Raw genomic sequence first — 20,223 nt, 5'->3', positions numbered from 1 at the left:
GCGAGAGCCGCACGAGAGGAAGCACCATGTCAAAAGGAACCTATTCGTTTACCACCCCCATCTACTACGTCAACGCGGCGCCGCACCTCGGCACGGCCTACACGACCGTCGCCGCCGACACCGTAGCGCGCTACCAGCGTATGAACGGCTACGATGTGGCGTTCGTGACCGGCCTTGACGAGCACGGGCAGAAGGTTGCCGAGGTGGCCGAGAAAAACGGGATGACCCCGCTTGCCTGGTGCGATTCCATGGAACCGAAGTTCCGCGACGCGTGGAACATGCTCGACATCACCTACACCGATTTCGTGCGGACGACCGAGCCGCGCCATGCACGCACCGTGCAGAAGTTCTGGACCGACCTCTACGAGAAGGGCTACCTGTACAAAGGCGCCTACGAGGGCTGGTACTGCGTGCATGAGGAGACCTACTACGCCGAAAGCGATCTCGAGAAGAACGAGGACGGCGTGTTCGTGTGCCCCGATTGCAAGCGTCCCGTGCAGCAGGCTTCGGGCGAGGAGAACTGGTTCTTCAAGCTTTCCGATTTCGAGGACAAGCTGCTTGCGTTCTATGACGAGAACCCCGACTTCATCCGCCCCGAGACACGCAAGAACGAGATCGTCTCCTTCGTGAAGAGCGGCCTCAAAGACCTTTCCATCTCGCGCTCCACGTTCGATTGGGGTGTGCCGCTGCCGTTCGACGAGGGGCATGTGGCCTACGTATGGGCCGATGCGCTTCTGGCCTACATCACGGGCATCGGGTACGCCGATCCGGAGCGCGAGGGCGAGTTCGACGAGCGCTGGCCTATGCAGTATCACTTCGTCGGCAAGGACATCATCCGCTTCCATTGCGTGATCTGGCCTGCCATGCTCATGGCGGCGGGGCTGCCCATCACCCATACGGTGTTCGGGCACGGCTTCCTCTTGACCAAGGGCGAGAAGATGTCGAAGTCCAAGGGCAACGTGCTTCTGCCCGAAGATCTCGTCAAGGTGTTCGGCGTGGATGCGTACCGCTACTACTTCATGAGCGATGTGCAGTTCGGCCATGACGGGTCGATCTCGGTTGAGCGCATGGTACAGGTGTACAATGCCGACCTTGCGAACACGTGGGGCAATCTCTGCTCGCGTGTGTTCAACATGACTAAGAAGTACTTCGATTCAAAGGTGCCCGAGGCGCCCGCCTCGGCTGCCGAGAACCCGCTGCGCGAGATAGCCGATGAGCTGTACGCCGAATACGACCGCTGCATGGGGCTCGTGGACTTCTCGGGTGCCGCCGCCGCCGTGCAGAAGCTTGCGGGTCGCGTGAACCTGTACGTGGAGGAGTCCGCTCCGTGGAACCTCGCGAAATCCGAGGAAACCGCAGACGAGCTTGCGGCCGTCATCTACAACGCGCTCGAGGCCATCCGCATCATCGCTCTGTACATGGCGCCGTTCATGCCGAACACCTCGGCCGAGGTGTTCAAGCGTCTCGCGTTGGGCGATATCACGACGGTTGACGATATCGAAGCCGCGACTGCGTGGGGTCAGCTGCCCGCTGGAAACGCTGTGGAAACGGGCGATCCGCTGTTCCCGCGCCTCGATGTCGAAGCCATTGATTTCGGGGTGGAATAGGAACCGTCATGAGCGAGTCGAGCCCCGAACCCGATGCCGAATCGGTAGGTCAAACAGACCCCTTGTTTCCCGATGCGCTGTTTCGCAACAAGAAGAAAAAGGGCAGGTTCCGCATCGTTGAAGCGCCGACGCCTCCGCTCGAGGCGCCGGTAGCCGATACACATGCGCACCTCGACCTAGTGCGCGATCCTTCGCTCGCCTTGGCGCGCTGCGCCATCCATGGCGTGCGGTTCGTATGTGCGATGGCCGATGTGTTTGAGAACGAGGCGGTCGATTACGACAAACTCGATGCGTGGCGAAGCGACGCCGAAGCGAGGCTGCCCGAGGTTCTCGAGGCTTCGCAGCGCGCTTTGGAAGAATCGTCGAGCAACCCAAAAGCTGCCGAAGACGCGGTTCGGGCATCCGTTTGCCCCTTGGAGGTTCCGCATGTGCGTATCGCGATCGGGTGCCATCCCCACTATGCCAAGCACTACGACGATGCGCTCGAAGAGCGGCTGATCGCCCGTTTGGGCGACTCGCGCACTTGTGCGATCGGCGAAGTGGGGCTCGATTACCATTACGATTTCTCGCCGCGCACGGCACAACGTGAGGCGTTCCGCCGCCAGATCCGCCTTGCGCATAAGACGGGGCTGCCGATCATCCTCCATCTGCGCGAGGCGCACGAAGAGGCGTACCGCATCATGGAAGAAGAGGGGTTTCCCGAGGCCGGCGTGCTGCTGCACTGCTTCAACCTCGACTGGGCTGTGCTTGAGCCGTGGGCTGAAAAGGGCTGCTACGCCGCATTCGGAGGCCCGCTTACGTTCAAGAAGAGCGACGAGGTGCGCGAAGCGGCGCGGCATATGGCGAGGGGCCGCATTCTCACCGAGACCGATTCGCCCTACATGACGCCCGAACCCATGCGCGGCATGGAGTGCGGTCCCGAGCATACGGTGTTTACTGCGGCGCGTCTAGCCGAGGTGCTCGGCTCTGCGCCGGGGGAAGAGCGGCGCGAACTGCTCGAGGCCGTGTACGAAAGCGCCCTTTCGCTGCTCGACCGCGCGCCGACGCCGTGGCAGGCGAGCCGGGAAGAAGGCCGATCGTGAACCGCTTGGTGGTATGCGGATCGATCCGCCCCGAGGGCAAGAGCGCGTTTCTGGCGAGTGCGTTGGTCGAACGCCTGCATGAGCTGTATCCCGACGACGAATTGCAGCTGTTCAGCCTTGCCGACGATATCGACGTGGATCCGTGCATCGCGTGCGACTACTGCAAGCTCGGCGAAGGTTGCATCATCGAGGATCCGATGCAGGATCTCTACGGCATGCTCGACGAGGCGGACAGCCTCGCCATCGTTTCGCCGATCTATTTTGCCGGACCCCCAGCCCAGTTCAAAGCAGTGCTCGACCGTCTGCAGCGCTACTTTTGGACCGATTTACGTACGCGGCCCAAGCGTCCTGCCGAGCTGTTCGCGATCGGGGACGGGGGAGATCCCCATGGTTTCGAACCGCTTGTGTGCATCATTCGCTCGTCGCTGGCCGTTGCGGGCTTTCACGTGGAAGCGGTGCACGACTGCGTCGACCGCTCGCCCGAGCAGCTCCAAGTTCTTGCGGCTTCCTGGGAGCCGAAGCTGGGTGGGAGGTAGTTTGATGACGAAGCTGTCACCGCTTGCATCGCCTTCCGCCACCCGTGCGGTGCTCGAAGCGCACGGGCTTGCCACCAAAAAGGCGCTCGGGCAGAACTTCCTCATCAACGATGCGATCCTTGAGAAGATAATCGCGCTTTCCCAAGTAAACGGGGATGATTTCGTGCTCGAGGTGGGGCCCGGCATCGGAACGCTGACGATTGCGCTCTTGAAGCATGCGGGTTTCGTGGTGTCGGTGGAGCGCGATAAGGATTTGCCTGCGGTGCTTGCCGAAACGCTCGAGCCGTGGGCCGATCGGTTTGCGCTTATCGGCAAAGACGCGCTCGATTTGACGAAGGCGGATTTGGCCAATGCGGCCGAACGGCTGGAGGCCGAATCGGATGCAGCGGGAGCGTTCGGCGATCAGGCGATCGCCCCCGCTTCTCGGAGCGCTCATCCGCTGCCGAACAAGTTCGTAGCCAATCTGCCTTACGCGGTGGCCGCTACGCTCGTGCTCGATTACTTCGAGCGGTTCGAGAGCATCGAGAGCGCGACGGTGATGGTGCAGGCCGAAGTTGCCGATCGCATGGCTGCAAAGGCGGGCACGAAAAACTACGGAGCCTACACCGTCAAGCTGTCGCTGTTCGCCGAGCCCGCCGGGCGGTTCTCAGTAAGTCCCGGCAACTTTTTCCCGCCGCCGCGCGTGGATAGCTCGGTGCTCAGGCTTAAGCGTTGCACGCCGGTCGACGGCGACGGCAATCAGCTGATCCGGGAGGCCGTACGAGCGACGTGCATCATGGCCGATGCGGCGTTTTTCAATCGTCGTAAAACGCTTGCGAATTCGTGCAAGATGTACTTTGCGGGAAAAGGCGAGCAGGGCACTGCGGTGGCGAAGGCGCTCGATAGTCTGTTTGAACGGGCGGGGATCGATTCCCGTCGCCGTGGCGAAACGTTGACGCGTGAAGAGTTCATCAGGCTCGGCGAAGGCCTTCTTGATGCAACGAGCTGATTAGGTAAAACGATGAATCTATGAAGAGGTGCTTTTGGACTTCGATAGCTGTCCGCTGGCCGATATTCTTTGTTTGAGTTGCATATCATCCCAGTTCGCGCCCTTCGATACGTGATGGAAACGTGCAGATTCTGTTAAGGATTGACTCCCGTGATATAATCCCATGCTGTTATTTCTGTAATTTGAGACACATGTGAGGAATGAGTGAGCATGGATCTAGCTAAGCAGGCGAAAATCGTGGATGGAATCCACGATACGTTGCATGATTTCGTCGGCCAGCGACTGAAGGTACGCGCAAATATGGGCCGCTCCAAAATCGTCGAGAGCGAGGGCGTTCTTACGCAAGTGCACCCCCAGCTGTTCATCCTGGAAGTGGATCGCAAGCGCGGCCGCACTGCGCGCCAGTCGTACCAGTACGTTGACGTTCTGACCGGCATGGTCGAGCTTTCGCAGGACGGCGAGCCGTTGTTCGAACCCTTCATCGAGGAAACCCCCATCGACGAGGCGCCGATGGTTATCGAAGAAGACGCCGAGGAAAAGGAGACGGTTCTCTCGTAGAACCGTGCTTTGCAACGCATGCAAGCAGGGCGTCCGGAAACGGGCGCCCTGTGTTTTGGGCTATGTTGGGCTGCTTTTGAGCAGAAAGCGTGATTTCATTTGACAAACAGGCGCGTTGCGGGGAAAATACTTTCTCGCGCAATGCGCACCTTCGTGGGGATGTAGCTCAGCTGGGAGAGCATCACGTTCGCAACGTGGGGGTCGTGGGTTCGAATCCCATCATCTCCACCACGGAAACTTGATCGGGCCGGAAGTTGCTTCCGGCCCGATTTGCGTTTTAGGCTTTCCCCCTTGGCGCGGGCGGGCACGCTGCGATGCGAGCCTGCTATTCGGTAGTGCACCGTATCGGGTTTCGTGCGCTTTCCTCTATCTCATGTTGTCCGAGGCACTTTTGGACTTGTCAAAGGCATCGCTCACCCGAAACGAAACCCTACCAATGGGCTCGGCGGCAGAAGCCGTCGGATCTTCGCGCTCAAATGCGCTCGCTCTTTGCGCGCGTCCCTCTGTTTCTCGCAACTGTTCGTTTAGGGAAGCGTGTTTTATCCGAAACGATGGGTGGCGAGAGTAGAATTGCTAGGTTCGGAGGCGCAGTCCATCGCTTTGGCCAAGGAAGCTGCGAGCTGTAATCGCGTAAAGCATCGAATGCTCTACTTGCCAAAGTGCTGTCGATGCGCATTTCGCTCGTTACTCCAAGAACACTGATGATTGCGGATGCGAACGCCGAGAAGTCTTAAACGGCCATTCGCGTAGCAACGCGCAGGACAATCTAGAGACGAGGAGCATTGCATGAGGAAAGCGAAACTGACGATCGGGGCGGTTCTTGCCGTCGGTATGCTGGTCATAGGCGCTGGCACGGCGTTTGCCATGCCGGGCGACATCGAGGAAGCGGTCAACGCGGGGGACTATGATTCTACGCAGTACCAAAACGGTACGGCAACTTACGAAGACTCGGATCTTCTGGCCATCGGCGCCGACTACGCAGTGACTGCCTATGCGAACATCCGCACGGCACCTTTCGGAGAGATCATCGGAGGTACCGTTCCAGGACAGACGTACTACGTTGTGGGGGAGTGCCCCGATTGCATGTGGTACAAGGTTTCGGGGGAGGTGAGCGGATACGTGTATGCCGACTATCTGGTTCCCCAGGCCGACTACAACGCGGGGACGAACAGCAACACCGACTCCGGCTATAACGTGCGTCCGCTCGACATGAAGATGACCGTCGATGCCGTAGTTCTTAACGTACGCAGCGCGCCTTCCCTGGATGCCCAAGTGCTGAAGTCTCTTTCCGAGGGTACTGAAGTGCATGTGACCGGAAAGGTTGCGAACGCCGAATGGTACGAGTGCGATGTGGATGGGCAGAAGGTGTACCTTTCCGATAACTACCTCAAACCAGAGCTTCCCCAAACCAGAGCTTCCCCAAACCTTGACCTGCACCGTTGATGCGTTGAACATCCGCGTCGGCGCGGGCACGGATACGGAGGTTATCGGTACGTTGCGCAAGGGGGCGAAAGTCGAAGTGACCGCCGACGAGAACGACTGGTTGAAATTCACGCTTTCTGACGGCCGGGAAGGCTACGTGTATTCCGAGTACATGGCAGTGGTTTAAACGCCGCTGAAAATCGCTTTGTCGGTTGATGCGTGAACGGCAGGGCCCGCCGATCGGCGGGGCCCGCCGCTGGTTTTCGGCCCCGGGCGGGCGCAAAGAAACCCGGGGGGCCTTTTTCCTTGCAGGCACACGGGCACGCCCGTCGGGCTGGGCGGGCNGACGGCCGAAAGCAAGCCGAGGCGCTATTGTCTCAGCAGGCAACGCGGCACGCGCTTCGGCATCGAGCGCGCTTTCGCTCCGCTCATGGTTCTGTTCGCTGTGCTTTGCGCAGCTTGTCGGCCCGCGCGTCTACGATGTTCATGAGCTCTTGCTGCGAGTGCACGTCGAGCTTGCGGTAGATGTTGCGTAGGTGCGATTTGGCCGTATCCCTCGAGATCACCAGTTGATCTTGGACGATCCCGAGATTTCTGCCGTGCGCAAGCAGCATGAACACTTCGGTTTCGCGAGGCGTGAGCTGCGCCTCGGCGGCCACTTCGTCGCAGGCGATCCTGAAGGCGCCCTTTCGGGGCAGGGTCGCTTCGGCGGGTTTCGCATCGCCGAGATCTTCCCAAATCGGATTTCCTTTGATCAAGATCAAGCTTCCCAGCAGAAGGGCGAACACCGCGAGCATGCACAGGTCCGTTCCGCTGACTTGAAGCGCGCTTCCCCCTGAGCCCGCGAGGTAACCCACCGCCTGTCCGGCTAAAAGCAGAAAACCCACAGCGGAGAAAAACACGGCCTCCTGCGGTTTTTTTCCTGCGATCAGGTGCGAGCAAAGCGTCTGTATGATGGCGAAAACGTAGAAATACCCTGCTGTGTACAAGATTTCCCCGATTACGAAAAGATCGCCGGTCATCTGCGTGTCGTTGTTGATGACGATGCCTCCGTTGAAGGAGATGACGATGAACGCCAGCGCCATGAACGGGATGCCTATCTGATAGATGAGACGTCGGAAGTTCAGATGAAGCACGTAGGCCGTAAGCAGCAGAAGCGCGAACGCCAGCAAGAAGCCGAGAATGCTGGTGAATCCGACGAAATCGAGAAACCCCAACGTGCCGAAGACGCTCGACATCTCGCGCCATATGCAGAACTCCGCAGAGCATTTGACGATGGTGACCGATTGGAATATGAAGTGCCACAATCCGATGGCGGCACCCTGCAAAAACACGGTACACATAAGGCGCCAGGGCATGTTTTTCAGCAAAGCGCTTCCCTTGGCCCGCTCTTCAAAGCGCTCGATCGGTTCGCTTGCGTTGCTTTTGCGCGCCGCTTTACTTGCGGGGGAGCTGCCGTCGGTGCCTTTGCGCAGCTGCGGCACCAGGAGAATGACGCTGCAGAGGGGGACGAGGGAAAGCAGCATGTCCTGTTTGCTCGCATCGAGCAGGAAGATGACGATCGCGCAGAGCGATGCTGCGGCAAGCGCGAGGGAGGCGATCCTGATAACGCGCCCCGAATCGTACTGCGCGATGAGCATGTTCCACGAGACGAAGAGCAGGGCGGCGAAAGCGCCCGAACAAACGCTTTCTACAGGCTGCACCAGCGCGGGGGAGACGCTCGGTATAAACGATGCGATCGTTGCGATGGCGAACGCGGCAGCCGTCAGGGGCACGATCGTGTTGATGCGTTCACGCAGGGGACAAACGAGGAGAAAGGCGGCGAGTGCTGCGGCAACCATGATGCAGCGATCGTCGAGAAGGATTGTGGAGCTCGACACACCTATCGCGGTGCCGAGTGGTTTGACGAAAAGAAGCCAGAGCCAATTCCAGAAAAGGCCGTATCCGAGCCAAATCGGCCAATCGTTGAAAAGCCTGTCGAGCAGGCTTGCATTACGTTGTGTGTTCATCCCCGCACCTCCGTGTTCAGTATACGGCACGCGGGTCCGGTGTGGTGCACCAGGGGTGTGGAAAGAGCGTCTCACACCGCTGGTGTGATGCGGTGGTTGCAGCATCTTCTTACCTTCGTGTTCCGGTCAATCAAACGGCAGGGAAAGGGAGAGATATGGATCTGACAAGACGACAATTTGCCGCACTTGCATCATCGGCGGCGGGCGCTGCTGCGCTCGGTATGGCTGGCTGCAGCCCGAGCAAAGGCGATGCGGATTCGGAATCGTCCGACGAGCACGCTGAGTACAGAACGCCTGTAAGCGAGGGAAACATCACCAAGGTTCGTACGGCATGCGGAAACTGCCATAACAACTGCGGCATGATAGCCAACGTGAAAGACGGGGTGATCGTTTCACTCGAAGGCGACCCCGAGCATCCTCACGGGAAAGGGTCGCTTTGCCCTAAGGGGCAGGCGTTTCTCGATGTCGTGTACGCGCCCGATCGTGTGACGAAGCCGCTTAAGCGCGCAGGCGAGCGCGGCGAGGGCAAATGGGAAGAGATGGAATGGGACGAAGCGCTCGACTATATTGCCGAGAGGCTTACCGACATCAAGGAAAACTACGGTCCCGAATACCTATGCTACAGCAACGGCGCTCCCGTGCAGAACATCGTCCGCAACGCCTTCTGGGAGTTCTACGCTCGCTTCGGTACGCCGAACCAGGCAGCCGTTCCCAACTTGTGCTTCGTTCCGCGCCTGGTGGCGCTCAACACCACCTACGGATTCCGAAACGAAGACGACTACAACAATGCCGATTTCATCATCCTGTGGGGCTCCAACCCGTTCGCATCCATGCGCCCGAGCTCGTTTATGTGCTACGAGCGCAAGGGTTGCCTATCCTCGCTGATCGATGCGATGGATCGCGGTGTCGATGTGGTGGTGATCGATCCGATATGCTCGGAAACAGCGAACAAGGCTACGACGTGGATTCCCATCCGTCCGGGAACCGACGGGGCCATGGCGCTCGCCATGATCTACACCGTGATCAAAGAGGATCTCTACGACCACGATTTCGTAGAGCAATGGTGTCAGGGGTTCGACGAGCTGTCGGCATTCATCGAGCAGCACACGCCCGAATGGGCCGAAGCGGAAACCGACGTTGCGGCGCAGACGATTGCCGACCTTGCGCGAAGCTATGCCACGACTCCGCGCGCAACCATTCACGACGGCAACAACTTTGCGCTTCAGACGAACTGCGTGCAGGCCACGAGGGCTATCGCCATCTTGGAGGCGATCACCGGGCATCTGGACGTCGAGGGCGGCAACTGCTGCTTCCCCGATGTCATCGGAAATCCGAAGGCCGTTGAGATGGGCAATTCTGCCGGCATCAAGACGACGGTTACCGTCGATACGCCGCCCCTGGCGAGCAAATACTACCCGATGCTCGCTTCCGGCATGCCTGCAACGCTCAAGGCCATCGAAACCGGCGAGTCCTATGTGCCGAAGGCCATGATGATGTACCACACCAACGGAGCGATCACGCAAGCGCAGCCGCAACGGACGATAGAGCTTTTGCGCAAACTCGATTTCATCGTGGTCAACGACCTGTTCATCACCGAGACGGCGCTGCAGCTTGCAGACGTGTTCATTCCCGACTGCACGTTCCTCGAGCGCTACGACTATCGCACCTATCCGTCTGCGCAGGGTACGGTGGTAACGCTTCGCCAGCAAGCTATCGAGCCGCGCGACGGCATTATGAATACCTACGACTTCGAGTATGCGCTGGCCGAGCGTATGGGATTGGCTGAGGGCTACCCGTGGACGAACCAGGAGGAATTCATCACCTACGCGTTCACTCCCTGCGGGCTCACTTTCGAGGATCTCAAGGCCAATCCGACGCAAATCGTCGGAACCCATGAGTACCGAAAGTACGAAACCGGCGGATTGCGACCGGATGGCGAACCGGGTTTCAACACGCCCGACGGCAAAGTCGATCTCGTCAACCTTGCCTTCAAGAAGAACGGCTACGATCCGCTGCCCGCCTACGTGCCCCCAGCGGCCTCGAAATCGGCGCATCCCGATGTGGCGGAGCAGTACCCGCTCGTGGGCATCAACAGGCGCGTCGTGTACTACGCGCACTTCAAGTACCGCAACAACCCCTACTTGCGCGAGGTGAGGCCCGACCCCGTTGTGCTCATGAACCCTGCCGATGCCGAAGCCCGTTCGCTTGCCGATGGGAGCTGGATCAAGCTCACGTCGCCGTTCGGCGAGGCGAAGTTCCTCCTTCAGGTTTCCGAGCGCGTGACGGCCGGTGTGCTTTGGGTCGATGGCGGCTGGGGCGACCCTTGGGATTACGAGGACAGCAACTTGAACGTGCTCGTCGACGGTACGGACCTCGACCCCGTTTCTCAATCGCCGTCGTTGCATTCGTTCTTGGTGGAAGCCAGCAAGGCATAAGGAAGCGCGGGAGGAAAGGAATCAACAATGACCCATTATGGAATGACGATAGACCTCGATCGCTGCGTTGGGTGCAGGGCGTGCTCCGTCGGATGCACGATGCATAACGGACTTTCTAAAAACGTGAGGTACAGCTTCGTAAACGAGCAGGAATCAGGTGCGTTTCCCGATGTGAAAGTCGATTATCTGCCGCATGCTTGCATGCAGTGCGTCGATGCGCTCTGCATGGCGGCCTGTCCGACGGGGGCAACGTATCAGACCGACGAGGGCGTTGTCCTGGTCGATCCCGAAACCTGCATCGGATGCCAAAGCTGCGTGACCGCCTGCCCGTACGGAGCCAGAACGCTGGTTTCCGAGCTCGAGCCGAACCATGAGGAAGGCGAGACCGCGTACGAGGAAGCGGTGTTTCCGTATCATAAAGCGAACACAGTGGAGAAATGCACGTTCTGCTACGACCGCGTTGCGCTGGGAGAGCAGCCCGTATGCGTGGCGACGTGCCCTGCGCACGCACGTCGGTTCGGCGATCTTGACGATCCGGGATCGGACGTTGCGAAGATCGTTGCCGAGGGCAACGCGCACACTGTATTCGAAAGCAACAACATGGCGCTTTCCGTGTACTACACGTACGAGAAGGACATTGATATCGACGCCCTCATGACTTCGGGGGAGTAGGTGCCAATCCGTCGTAGACGGCGGGTCCGGCGAGCAAACCGAATCCTGATAGTTGGACTGGAAACAAACGTTTCCAGTCCTTTTCGGGTCTGTGAGCCGGTCCGGGGCGCACGCGATTTCGCTCGGCTGCGTGGCGTTCGACCCCGTCTCGTTCGTGGTAATCAGTAACTACTTATGATTTTTGTCACCAAATCGATGACAAATCATCAAGTATGTATATAATCTCTTCCATAAATATAGAACCTCTTATATAAATGGTTCGGATGAACAAGGAGAGATTATGATCGGGAACGCTCAGTCCTCGCGCGGGACGGGAAAGCTGCTTGCGCTGCTCGTGACGCTGTGCTTGCTCTTGTCCCTCGTGCCGGTATCGGGTTTCGGTTTTGCGGAGGACATGGATGCGGGCCCTGCATCCGGTTCCGAGGCGGCGCTTGCGGAAGGATCGGATGATCGTGAAGCCGCTTCCGGGGAAGAGAATCAGGCGATTTCGAACGATGAGCCTTCCGCGGCTGGCGAAATCGCCTCCGACGCAGGATCGGTTGCATCGGGCGATGCGGTCGGCAGCACATCGCCGTCCGATCCGACCCCGTCGGGCTCGGGCGCCATCGTACCCTTGGCGGGCGAGATAGCCTACCTTACCGGGTCGGTAACCACGACGCCCGTCGATCCGCTTTCGGGTGCCGCCTTCAAGATGACCATCGAGCTGAACAGCAACAGCACCGGCGCTTCGACGACCGAGGGACTCAAAGACGCGAAGGTGTCGTTCACCATTCCGAGCAACGTGGAGATCCAGTCGCTCCCGACGTCGAACGGGCAGTACACGGTATCGCCTGCTAACCCGCAGCCGGGCGATACGGTAACCATTGCGTACAGCGGCGAGCTTTCGGTGGGATCGCTCCACAAACTCGAATGCTGGTTCCGCTTTCCCGCGGGCGTGAGCCTCGAGAGCGAATCGTTCAAGCCCGCGATCGAGTTCACCGCGTCGAATGCGTTTTCCCACAGCATGGTGTCCGACGAGGTAAATCCCCAAAACCTGCCGCTTGAAGACGTGATGAAGGTAACGCCGCAGCTCATCAACCCGATCTTTCTCCATACGGCCGAGATCGACCTTACGCGCGAGGCGTATCTGGGCGGACTCAACCAAAACGACGCGTCGGTGAAGATCGAATTCCCCGGCGATGCCGAGGTGCTCTCGGTCACGTACGGCGGGGTCGATTATCCCGTCGTCGACGACGGGCTGGGCGGCAAGGTCGCTACGATCCCCATCGGCACGCTTGAAGTCGGTAACCAGGGCACGAAGGAGAAGATAACCGTCCTATACAGCTATCCGCCGATGACGACACCCGGCACGACCGACTACGAGATCAAAGCAACCTACACGGCCACGCGCTTCGATGGCGCTCCCATCGAGGAGACGGGCTTCATCAACGAAACCGTCTCCCACGAAAACGGCGGCGCCGATGCGAATGCCTTCTTCATGAAGCACGCCACCTACCAGGTATACCGCACAGGCGGGCAGGCGGTCACGTTCGAGCTCGATTACACCCCTAATGCAGACATGAGGGGCGCGACGCTCACCGACGATCCGATTCGCGCGGGGGAGACCGACTTCTTCGACGCCGTCGAGTATCGGACGGTAACGTGGACTCCCTACGCTGTTCTCGATCCCGTCAACGGGCAAACGGTGCGCACCCAGATGCTCTACCAGACGAACTCCGATCCCGGCACCTGGAAGAGCGCGGGCTCCCCGAGCGCCAACGGCAGGGTCAACATCGACGACCTCGGCCTGGCGGCAGGCGATTTCGTCACGCAGGTGCAGTTCAAGTTCTTCGGCGCGACGGGCGACGAGGTAACCGCCGGATCGAGCCCGGTGAAAATCAGGATCCTCGGCACGTCGACCGATTCGATCACGAGTACGGGCACCTCCTTCGACGACAACAAGCTCACCAACGGCGCGTACCTGACGGGCGAGATCCGCTTTCCCGGCAGCCCGTCGTATGCGCCCATCGAAGACGAGGGCGTGAAGAACGCGCGCACCACAACCACCAACGTCGTGGCGAACAACCCCCAGGTGGGCATAGCCGGACATGAGAACCCCTTGTCGCCCAACCCCATCGTTCCCGGTGAAGAACTGACGTACAACATCCGCCACTACATCCAGAACTCGGTGCTGCGCGATGCCGTATCGTATCTGATCGTCGATCCGAACATCGAGATTCTCGATGTGGAGCTCGATAGTCGCTTCCCCGATGCCACATGGTCGGTCACCACGGCGAACAACGGCTACCAGCTCGTCAAGGTCGAATGGAACGGCGATATCACAAGCGCATGGACCCAGTACGGCATCGGTCTCAAGGGCATTGCGAAGCCGGGTATCGGGTCGAGCGCATACTTCCGCTACCTCGTGGCGAGCGACGATCCGACCCAGCTGTACTCAGGCGGCGGCGTCATCGATAACTGGTGGCTTAACCAAGGGGCCGACTGGGCCATCATCGATGCGGCATCGGGTGACGGATTCGGGGCAACGTACCGCAACTATTACCCCGTGGACAACGGCCTCGGCATGAATCCGCAGAAGCTCGCTTCGCTCGATGGAGCCGACTACGCCCTGACCCAGACCGTCGACACCTCGTCGGGTGCGACAACCGGCTATTACTCGCTCGATGTGACTAATCCCGAATCGACCAATCTCGAAGAAGTGCGTATCATCGACATGCTTTCCCTGGTGGGCGACCAGATGACGCTCACCTCCAATGCGAAGAAGAGCACCGTGCAGCTGCAGGTCGACGGCATGACACTCGCCGACGGCAGCGCGCTCCCCTCATCGTGCGAGCTGTACTATTCGGAAGACGCCACCCCGGCCACCAACCTCGTCGAACTCACCGATTTCACGGTTCCGTCGGGTGCGACATGGATTCCGTGGGACGGTGCTTCGACGCTTCCCGCGAGTGCTAAGGCGGTCAAGCTCGTGAAGACCGACGGCCTTAACGCCACCGAATCGTTCGGCGTCCGCTTGCAGGTGACCATTCCGAAAAACGATTCGGGTTCGACGCTTGTCGGATGGAACGCGATCTCGGCGGGCGGCAAGCATGCAGGCGGCTACATCGTTCCGGGCGAGCCGCACAAATCGGGCTTCTACATCAGCGAAAACGCTGCTACCGAGATGCTCGCGGGCATCCTCTGGGAAGACGACAACGGAAACGACGTGCGTGATGAGGGCGAACCCGTCTTTGCGAAGAAGACCGTGCGCCTCTACGACTGGGACGACAGCCTGGTCGCGCAGACCGAAACCGACGACGATGGGCGCTACGAATTCGATGGGCTTCTGCCCGAGCGGTACCGCGTCGAGGTCGACATGCCGTCGAACTTCGAGGTAACGGGCTATCGGGTGGGATCCGACAAATCCGTCGACAGCGATTTCGTGCGCACCGGCACCTACCTCGTCGGCGCGACGGTCAACCTCGCTACCGAAACCCATCCGCTTGCCATCGACGGGGGCTTTTACAAGAAGGCGAGCCTCGGCGACTACGTGTGGGAGGACTCCAACGGCAACGGCTTGCAGGATTCCCATGAGACGGGGATTCCGAACGCGAACGTCACGCTGTACCGCATGACCGATGGCGCGCCTTCGGTTGCCGGCACGGCGACAGCGAGCGAAAGCGGGCGCTACTCGTTCACGGGCCTCAAGCCGGGCACCTACAAGATCGGGGTCGACGCGCTCGACGGGTACATTCCGACGAGCCATGCGGCCGGCGGCGCAGGAGCCGAGAACGACTCGAAGCTCAAAGATTCGTGGGATACCGAGGAGCTCGCCCTTGCGAGCGGGCAAGCGCGTACCGATGTCGATGCGGGTTTGGCGAACGCGCTCGACGGAACCGTCACGCTTGCCAAGGTCGACGAAAGCGGAGCTCCGCTTGCCGGGGCCGAGTTCGGCATCTGGCACGCTTCTGCCGATCCGGATAGCGACGCGCCGCTCAAGACGGTCGAGAGCGGCTCAGACGGCGTGGTGGCCTTCGCCGATATGCCGAGCGGAGATTACCAGGTCAAAGAGGTGGCCGCACCGTACGGCTACGATGCGGTGGATACGGTGTACTCGGCGAAGATCGTGAGCAACTCCCAGCTTTCCGTCGATCTCGGGGAAGTTGCCAACACGCTCAGCCTCGGGTCGGTCGCGCTCGTGAAAACCGACGGAACGTCCCCGCTCGCCGGAGCCGTGTTCGGCATCTGGCCCGCTTCGGCTGATCCCGAATCGGACGATCCGCTCGAAACCGCCGAAAGCGGGTCGGACGGCTCGGTCGTGTTTGCGGACATGGATCAAGGGTCCTACCTCGTCAAGGAGATAACCGCTCCCGAGGGGTACACGATGAGCGATGCGGTGTACCGGGTGACGCTCGACCGTACGACGCTTTCGTTCAGCATCGGCGAAGTGGTGAACCAGAAGATCGCCGATCCGACGCCGCCTGATCCGACCGATCCTGCCGATCCTGCCGATCCCGCCGACCCCGACGATCCTGCAAATCCTATACCGGGGAAGGCACCGAGCGCCAAAGGCGGTGCCGTGGCGGCTACGGGCGATGCAGCCATGCCCGTCTTCGTTGCGATCGGGGCCGCCATGGTGCTTGTCCTCTGCGCCTTAGCGGTTGTAGCGGTGAAGCGCAGGGCTTCTCGTCGGTAGCGGATGCAAGCACATCCGAGGGAATAAAGAAGGATGGGCGGTTTCGGCCGCCCATCCTTCTGCGTGCGAGGATATGCTCGTGTTCGCCCGCCGATCGATCAGGCGCCCGCGTTCGCCGCGGCCTGCTTGCCGGCGACTCTGCCGAACGTCATGCAGTCGGCGATGGCGTTGCCGCCGAGGCGGTTGCTGCCGTGGATGCCGCCCGTGCATTCGCCGCAGGCGTACAGGTTCTTCACCGGCGCCCCCGTCGCATCGAGTGCGTGGCAGTCCACGTCGATCTTGATGCCGCCCATGGTGTGATGGACGGTCGGAACCTTCTTGCAGGCGTACCAGGGGCCTTCGGTCAGCTGCGTGTCGGCGGTGTTGCCGGCCTTGAACCCGAACTCGTCTTCGGCTTCGCCTGCCACCACGGTGTTGTACGCATCGATGGAGGCCTGCAGCTTCGCTGCGTCCATGCCGGTCTGCTCGGCAAGATCCTCGATCGTCTCGCCCTTGACGATGTGGCCGAGGGAGAGCATGTTCTCGATGGTCGCGCCGTTTGCATCGGGCTCGGTCTCGGAAGGGTAGCGCACCTTGTTGACTACGATCCAGTACGTCGATTCGGGCTGCGCGAAGATGGCCTCGCACAGCTTGTCGCGCTCGGCGCCTTCGTTCACGAAACGCGATCCTTCCTTGTTGACGAACACGCGGTTCCTGCCCGACGTGCGGATGTCTTCCATGAGGCCCGTGCCCGGCGTGCCGCACGGATGCAGCTGGATGTCGGAAAGGCCGATCAGTTCGGCACCGGCTCCCTCGGCCAGTTCGAGCCCCTCGCCCTGTGCGCAGGGTTTGATGTTCGTGCAGCCGATCGTGTCGTCGAGCTTGACGCTCGACCATACGCCGGTGTTCACCTTCTGGCGGTACTCGACGTTCGCCCCGAAGCCGCCGGTGGCGATGATGACCGACTTCGCTTCGACGGTGACGGGCTTCGTGCCGCGATGCGTTGCCTCCACGCCGGTTACGGCACCGCTCGAATCGGTTACGAGCTTGGTAACCTGCATCTCGTTGAGCAGGGTGATGGTGTCGGAATTCTGTTCGATGTAGGAAACGAACGAGCGGATGTAGGTGTTGCCCGAGGGGGTTGCGGGGTAGTGGCTGCGCTCTCCGAGCGATCCGGTCGCCGAGCCCACTTCGTCTTTGAACTGCACGCCGAGCGATTCCATCCAATGGACCGAATCGAGCGCGTTGTCCGTCAGGTAGTGGACGAGCGTCGGGTCGCCGAGGTTGTGGCCGCCCTCGATGGTCGACTGGTAGAACGTATCGACGGAGTCTTCGATGCCCTGCTTTTCCTGGCGCTCGGGGTCGACCGCGTTGAGCGCGCCTTCCGAGACGTTGGTGGAGCCTCCGGTGATGCCGCATTTCTCGACGACAACGACCTTCGCTCCTTCCTGGGCTGCCGATATCGCTGCAGCGAGTCCCGCGCCGCCGCCGCCGACAACGCATACGTCGGCGGAGTACGTATCGGCGATCTCCTCTTCGGGCGCCGGGCTCGCTTCGAGGTCTTTGAGCGCGCCTGCCTGTTCGGCGCAATCCTTGATGCCCTGCTGCAAGCACATGCTCGAGAGGGTGGCGCCGGTGACCGCATCGAGGTTGAGCGTCTGGTACTCCATCATTTTCGCAGTCAGGTCTTCGAGTGCGTAGGCACCCACGCCGAGCGATTCCTGGTTCGTACTGGCATCGATCGCCGTGATGGCGGTGTCGGAGAACGTCACGTCGATGGTGAACGGTGCGTTGTGGCCGACTACGTCGGCGCTATACGTTCCGGCCTTCCAGGCCGCTGCAGCTTGCTCCTCGGGTTTCGCCGCGCATCCGGTCAGTCCGAATCCCATCAGTCCCCCGTATATGCCGAGCATGGCGGCGCCCTGCACGAACGTCCTTCGGCTTATACTCCCTGGCATCATCTGCCTCCTTTCGCCCGTTAATCGGGCTCCGATTGTGCATTTGCTCGAGTGCACGAGCTCGGGCCAGCTTAGGATCGAGCGCTGCGCCAGGATAGGCTCGAAAGGTATCTCGCGGTGTCCAAAATGTACCTTTTTCAAAAACCGCAGTTCAGAGGGCCGACCGTGCGAGCAACGATATCGCTGAACTAGGAAAAGCGCGGCGGGCCAATGCTATAATCCCTTCTTCGGGGGTGCGCATGAGGAAGCGGTCACAACAGGCGGATACCGATCCCGATTTGCATACGGGGTCGTTCGCAGACTTCAAGGCAGTATTCCTGCCTGGTCTCTCCATTGCCTTTTTCGGTATGGGGCTCATGCGGCTGTGGTACCAGTACAACTTCTACAACCTGCATTTCTCGGCCGATTACGGGTATGTGACGGTGGGTGCCAACATCGTGCGCGTCGGCGTTATCGCCCTGCTTTTGTTCCTGTCGTATCGAACGCGGTTTTCGCATGGCGCCCATTCGATCTTCGTGTGGTCGGGGCTTGTGCTCATGACGCTGTCGGGTGTGTTCTATCTGGTCGATCTGTTCTTCGGCACGGTGACGTTCGAGGTGGCACGCTTCGTCGTGGGGGGCATGGGGCTCGTGGGCGGCGAGATCATCTGGGTGTTCTTCCTGCAGCGCCTCAAGCCGGGCGAAGCGTTTCTCTATGCGGCAGGCGGCCTAGCCCTGTCGTGCTTTCTTTCGCTGGTGGCGGGTTATTTGAGCGCGGAGGTCGTCGGCATTCTCAACCTCTTCATCCCCGCCCTCTCGGTGATCGCGTACTGGCAGTCCATGGCGATTCTCGATAAGCGGGGTGATCCTGCGGTCGCGAAGTGCGATACGGTCTACACCGATCGGTATCGCCCTTACATCCTTCAGCTCGTCATCGCCTTCTTCCTGTACGCGCTGCTGCTCGGCTTGGCGCTGGGCTATCCCGACGGTCGCATCCGCGAGCTGTCGCAAACGGTGCGTTCCGTCCATCAGCTTCTCGTGATTGCCTGCATCGTCTTTGCCGTGTGGTGGGTGCTCGTGAGGGGCCGTGGCTTCAGGCTCTCGACGTATTGGGGTTTCGAGAACGCGATCATGATAGCCTGCATCGGGTTTCTCATGAGCGGATGGCCCGGGTCCCAAGAGATTGGGACGTTTTTCGCAACGAACGCCATCACCTGTTTCTACATACCGCTCGTCTTCTTCATCTATCTGATCGGGCGGCATTCCCGTAGGGATACGGCGCTCGTATACGGCATCGTCTACGGTGGTTCCCTGCTCGCGATGAGCATCGGGCGCATCATCGTGTACGTGGTCGGCCCGACGCTCGATCACAGCCTGTGGCTGCTCATCTGCATGGCGTTTGTCGTGCTGATCGAGATGGTGCTCGTTTTGCGCCCCCAGCCCCAGATAACGCAACCGCTCGCCTACGAGCTCAAGGCCCTGCCGCGCCATTCGTCAGGGCCCCTTGTCGAAGAGGGGGTCGCCCGCGATCACGGCACGCTGGATTCGTTCGGCGAAGCGTTCGGACTCAGTGCGCTCGAAGTGGACATCGTGCGCCTGATTGCGCAGGGGAGAAGCAGGGGCGTCATCGCGAAGCAGCTCAGCTACTCGGAAAACACCGTGCGCAACTATACGCGCAACATCTACCGCAAGGTGGGCGTGCACTCGAAGCAGGATCTGCTCGACGCGCTCGATCGGTTCGACGGCTGAACCCGCGCCGCTGATCCTCTAGTCCGCTTTCCTGTTCCGCGGCTGCCCGGATGCCTTTTCGCCGGCACCCGCTTTGTCTTGCTTCTTCGCACTCGGCAGGGACGGCACGTCGTTGCGCAGCTTGCCAAGGAGACGGTAGCGGACGGTTGCCAAAGCTTTCTACCTGCATTACGTATCAAGTTATGAATTTTTTACCGCAAACCCTGTGCAATCGTATCATCGAAATATACTATGTTATATTGTAACAAATTACATAGCATATGGATTGAGGTGCGACGGGAATGCACGTGGATATAGGAAAGAAAACGACAGCTGCGCCGCGGCGGGCGATCGCGCTGGCTCTCGCGCTCGTTTTGGCCCTTTCGCTCGCGGGCGTGCCGGGTGNGAGAGAACGGCGTTGTCGGCGAGGGCGCTGCGGCGCTGCTTTCGGACGAACAGGGATCCGTCGGCGAGAATAACGCTGCCGAAGACGGAGCGTCGCTTCTGAGCGCGAACGAAGCGTCGACCCTCGCCGAGCTGAAAAGCGCGATCACGTCGGCTCCCGACGGGAGCACCATCCAGCTCAAAGCCGACAT

13 protein-coding genes and 1 tRNA gene are annotated in these 20,223 nt (G+C 60.3%); 12 read left to right on the top strand and 2 right to left on the bottom strand.

The features are described from left to right. Positions 1 to 26 precede the first annotated feature (26 nt). From metG to C1722_RS13570, 8 genes are all read left to right on the top strand, one after another. Positions 27 to 1,607: a methionine--tRNA ligase gene (gene metG / locus C1722_RS13605; protein WP_102379916.1), complete on the top strand. Its 1,581-nt coding sequence runs from the start codon at positions 27 to 29 to the stop codon at positions 1,605 to 1,607. Positions 1,608 to 1,615: 8 nt separating this feature from the next. After that, positions 1,616 to 2,689, top strand: coding sequence for a TatD family hydrolase (locus tag C1722_RS13600; RefSeq protein ID WP_102379915.1), 1,074 nt, complete (start codon positions 1,616 to 1,618; stop codon positions 2,687 to 2,689). After that, entirely contained in the window at positions 2,686 to 3,225 is a 540-nt protein-coding gene (locus tag C1722_RS13595) for a flavodoxin family protein (protein ID WP_180995262.1), read from the top strand. Before C1722_RS13600 ends, C1722_RS13595 begins: the two co-directional genes overlap by 4 nt. Positions 3,226 to 3,229: 4 nt before the next feature. After that, a complete protein-coding gene (rsmA, locus tag C1722_RS13590; protein WP_102379913.1) occupies positions 3,230 to 4,213 on the top strand; it encodes a 16S rRNA (adenine(1518)-N(6)/adenine(1519)-N(6))-dimethyltransferase RsmA in 984 nt (327 codons plus the stop codon). A 210-nt stretch (positions 4,214 to 4,423) separates the two neighbouring features. Further along, positions 4,424 to 4,771, top strand: coding sequence for a Veg family protein (locus tag C1722_RS13585; protein ID WP_102379912.1), 348 nt, complete (start codon positions 4,424 to 4,426; stop codon positions 4,769 to 4,771). Positions 4,772 to 4,926: 155 nt separating this feature from the next. Then, positions 4,927 to 5,002, top strand: a tRNA-Ala gene (locus tag C1722_RS13580). 555 nt (positions 5,003 to 5,557) lie between these two features. Next, entirely contained in the window at positions 5,558 to 6,214 is a 657-nt protein-coding gene (locus C1722_RS13575) for an SH3 domain-containing protein (RefSeq protein WP_102379911.1), read from the top strand. Continuing rightward, complete coding sequence (locus tag C1722_RS13570; RefSeq protein WP_180995261.1) at positions 6,198 to 6,380, top strand: SH3 domain-containing protein; 183 nt, start codon at positions 6,198 to 6,200, stop codon at positions 6,378 to 6,380. Before C1722_RS13575 ends, C1722_RS13570 begins: the two co-directional genes overlap by 17 nt. Positions 6,381 to 6,621: 241 nt before the next feature. On the opposite strand, the gene C1722_RS13565 is transcribed toward C1722_RS13570, so the two are convergent. Then, positions 6,622 to 8,202, bottom strand: coding sequence for a helix-turn-helix transcriptional regulator (locus tag C1722_RS13565; protein ID WP_180995260.1), 1,581 nt, complete (start codon positions 8,200 to 8,202; stop codon positions 6,622 to 6,624). 155 nt (positions 8,203 to 8,357) lie between these two features. On the opposite strand from C1722_RS13565, the gene C1722_RS13560 reads away from it, so the two are divergent. From C1722_RS13560 to C1722_RS13550, 3 genes are all read left to right on the top strand, one after another. Continuing rightward, entirely contained in the window at positions 8,358 to 10,637 is a 2,280-nt protein-coding gene (locus C1722_RS13560) for a molybdopterin-containing oxidoreductase family protein (RefSeq protein ID WP_102379908.1), read from the top strand. Positions 10,638 to 10,664: 27 nt separating this feature from the next. After that, positions 10,665 to 11,309, top strand: coding sequence for a 4Fe-4S dicluster domain-containing protein (locus C1722_RS13555; RefSeq protein ID WP_102379907.1), 645 nt, complete (start codon positions 10,665 to 10,667; stop codon positions 11,307 to 11,309). A 280-nt stretch (positions 11,310 to 11,589) separates the two neighbouring features. Beyond that, complete coding sequence (locus tag C1722_RS13550) at positions 11,590 to 15,984, top strand: SdrD B-like domain-containing protein (protein ID WP_102379906.1); 4,395 nt, start codon at positions 11,590 to 11,592, stop codon at positions 15,982 to 15,984. Between the two features lie 98 nt (positions 15,985 to 16,082). On the opposite strand, the gene C1722_RS13545 is transcribed toward C1722_RS13550, so the two are convergent. Continuing rightward, the gene (locus C1722_RS13545) at positions 16,083 to 17,924 is read right to left on the bottom strand and encodes a flavocytochrome c (protein ID WP_219724318.1); all 1,842 of its coding nucleotides are present in this window, start codon (positions 17,922 to 17,924) and stop codon (positions 16,083 to 16,085) included. A gap of 236 nt (positions 17,925 to 18,160) precedes the next feature. Between C1722_RS13545 and C1722_RS13540 the strand changes: the two genes are divergently transcribed. Then, positions 18,161 to 19,648: a response regulator transcription factor gene (locus tag C1722_RS13540; RefSeq protein WP_102380394.1), complete on the top strand. Its 1,488-nt coding sequence runs from the start codon at positions 18,161 to 18,163 to the stop codon at positions 19,646 to 19,648. Positions 19,649 to 20,223: the final 575 nt, after the last annotated feature.

Origin of the sequence: Raoultibacter timonensis (assembly GCF_900240215.1) — a bacterium.
GTDB classification, from domain to species: domain Bacteria; phylum Actinomycetota; class Coriobacteriia; order Coriobacteriales; family Eggerthellaceae; genus Raoultibacter; species Raoultibacter timonensis.
This window is presented reverse-complemented; position numbering and strand designations above follow the sequence as displayed.

Excerpts from the sequence above, each read along its gene's own strand:
- C1722_RS13560 (WP_102379908.1), top strand. The coding sequence starts at position 8,358 with ATGGATCTGACAAGACGACAATTTGCCGCACTTGCATCATCGGCGGCG.
- metG (WP_102379916.1), top strand. The coding sequence starts at position 27 with ATGTCAAAAGGAACCTATTCGTTTACCACCCCCATCTACTACGTCAAC.
- rsmA (WP_102379913.1), top strand. The coding sequence starts at position 3,230 with ATGACGAAGCTGTCACCGCTTGCATCGCCTTCCGCCACCCGTGCGGTG.
- C1722_RS13600 (WP_102379915.1), top strand. The coding sequence starts at position 1,616 with ATGAGCGAGTCGAGCCCCGAACCCGATGCCGAATCGGTAGGTCAAACA.
- C1722_RS13565 (WP_180995260.1), bottom strand. The coding sequence starts at position 8,202 with ATGAACACACAACGTAATGCAAGCCTGCTCGACAGGCTTTTCAACGAT.
- C1722_RS13540 (WP_102380394.1), top strand. The coding sequence starts at position 18,161 with ATGAGGAAGCGGTCACAACAGGCGGATACCGATCCCGATTTGCATACG.
- C1722_RS13575 (WP_102379911.1), top strand. The coding sequence starts at position 5,558 with ATGAGGAAAGCGAAACTGACGATCGGGGCGGTTCTTGCCGTCGGTATG.
- C1722_RS13555 (WP_102379907.1), top strand. The coding sequence starts at position 10,665 with ATGACCCATTATGGAATGACGATAGACCTCGATCGCTGCGTTGGGTGC.
- C1722_RS13585 (WP_102379912.1), top strand. The coding sequence starts at position 4,424 with ATGGATCTAGCTAAGCAGGCGAAAATCGTGGATGGAATCCACGATACG.
- C1722_RS13545 (WP_219724318.1), bottom strand. The coding sequence starts at position 17,924 with ATGATGCCAGGGAGTATAAGCCGAAGGACGTTCGTGCAGGGCGCCGCC.
- C1722_RS13550 (WP_102379906.1), top strand. The coding sequence starts at position 11,590 with ATGATCGGGAACGCTCAGTCCTCGCGCGGGACGGGAAAGCTGCTTGCG.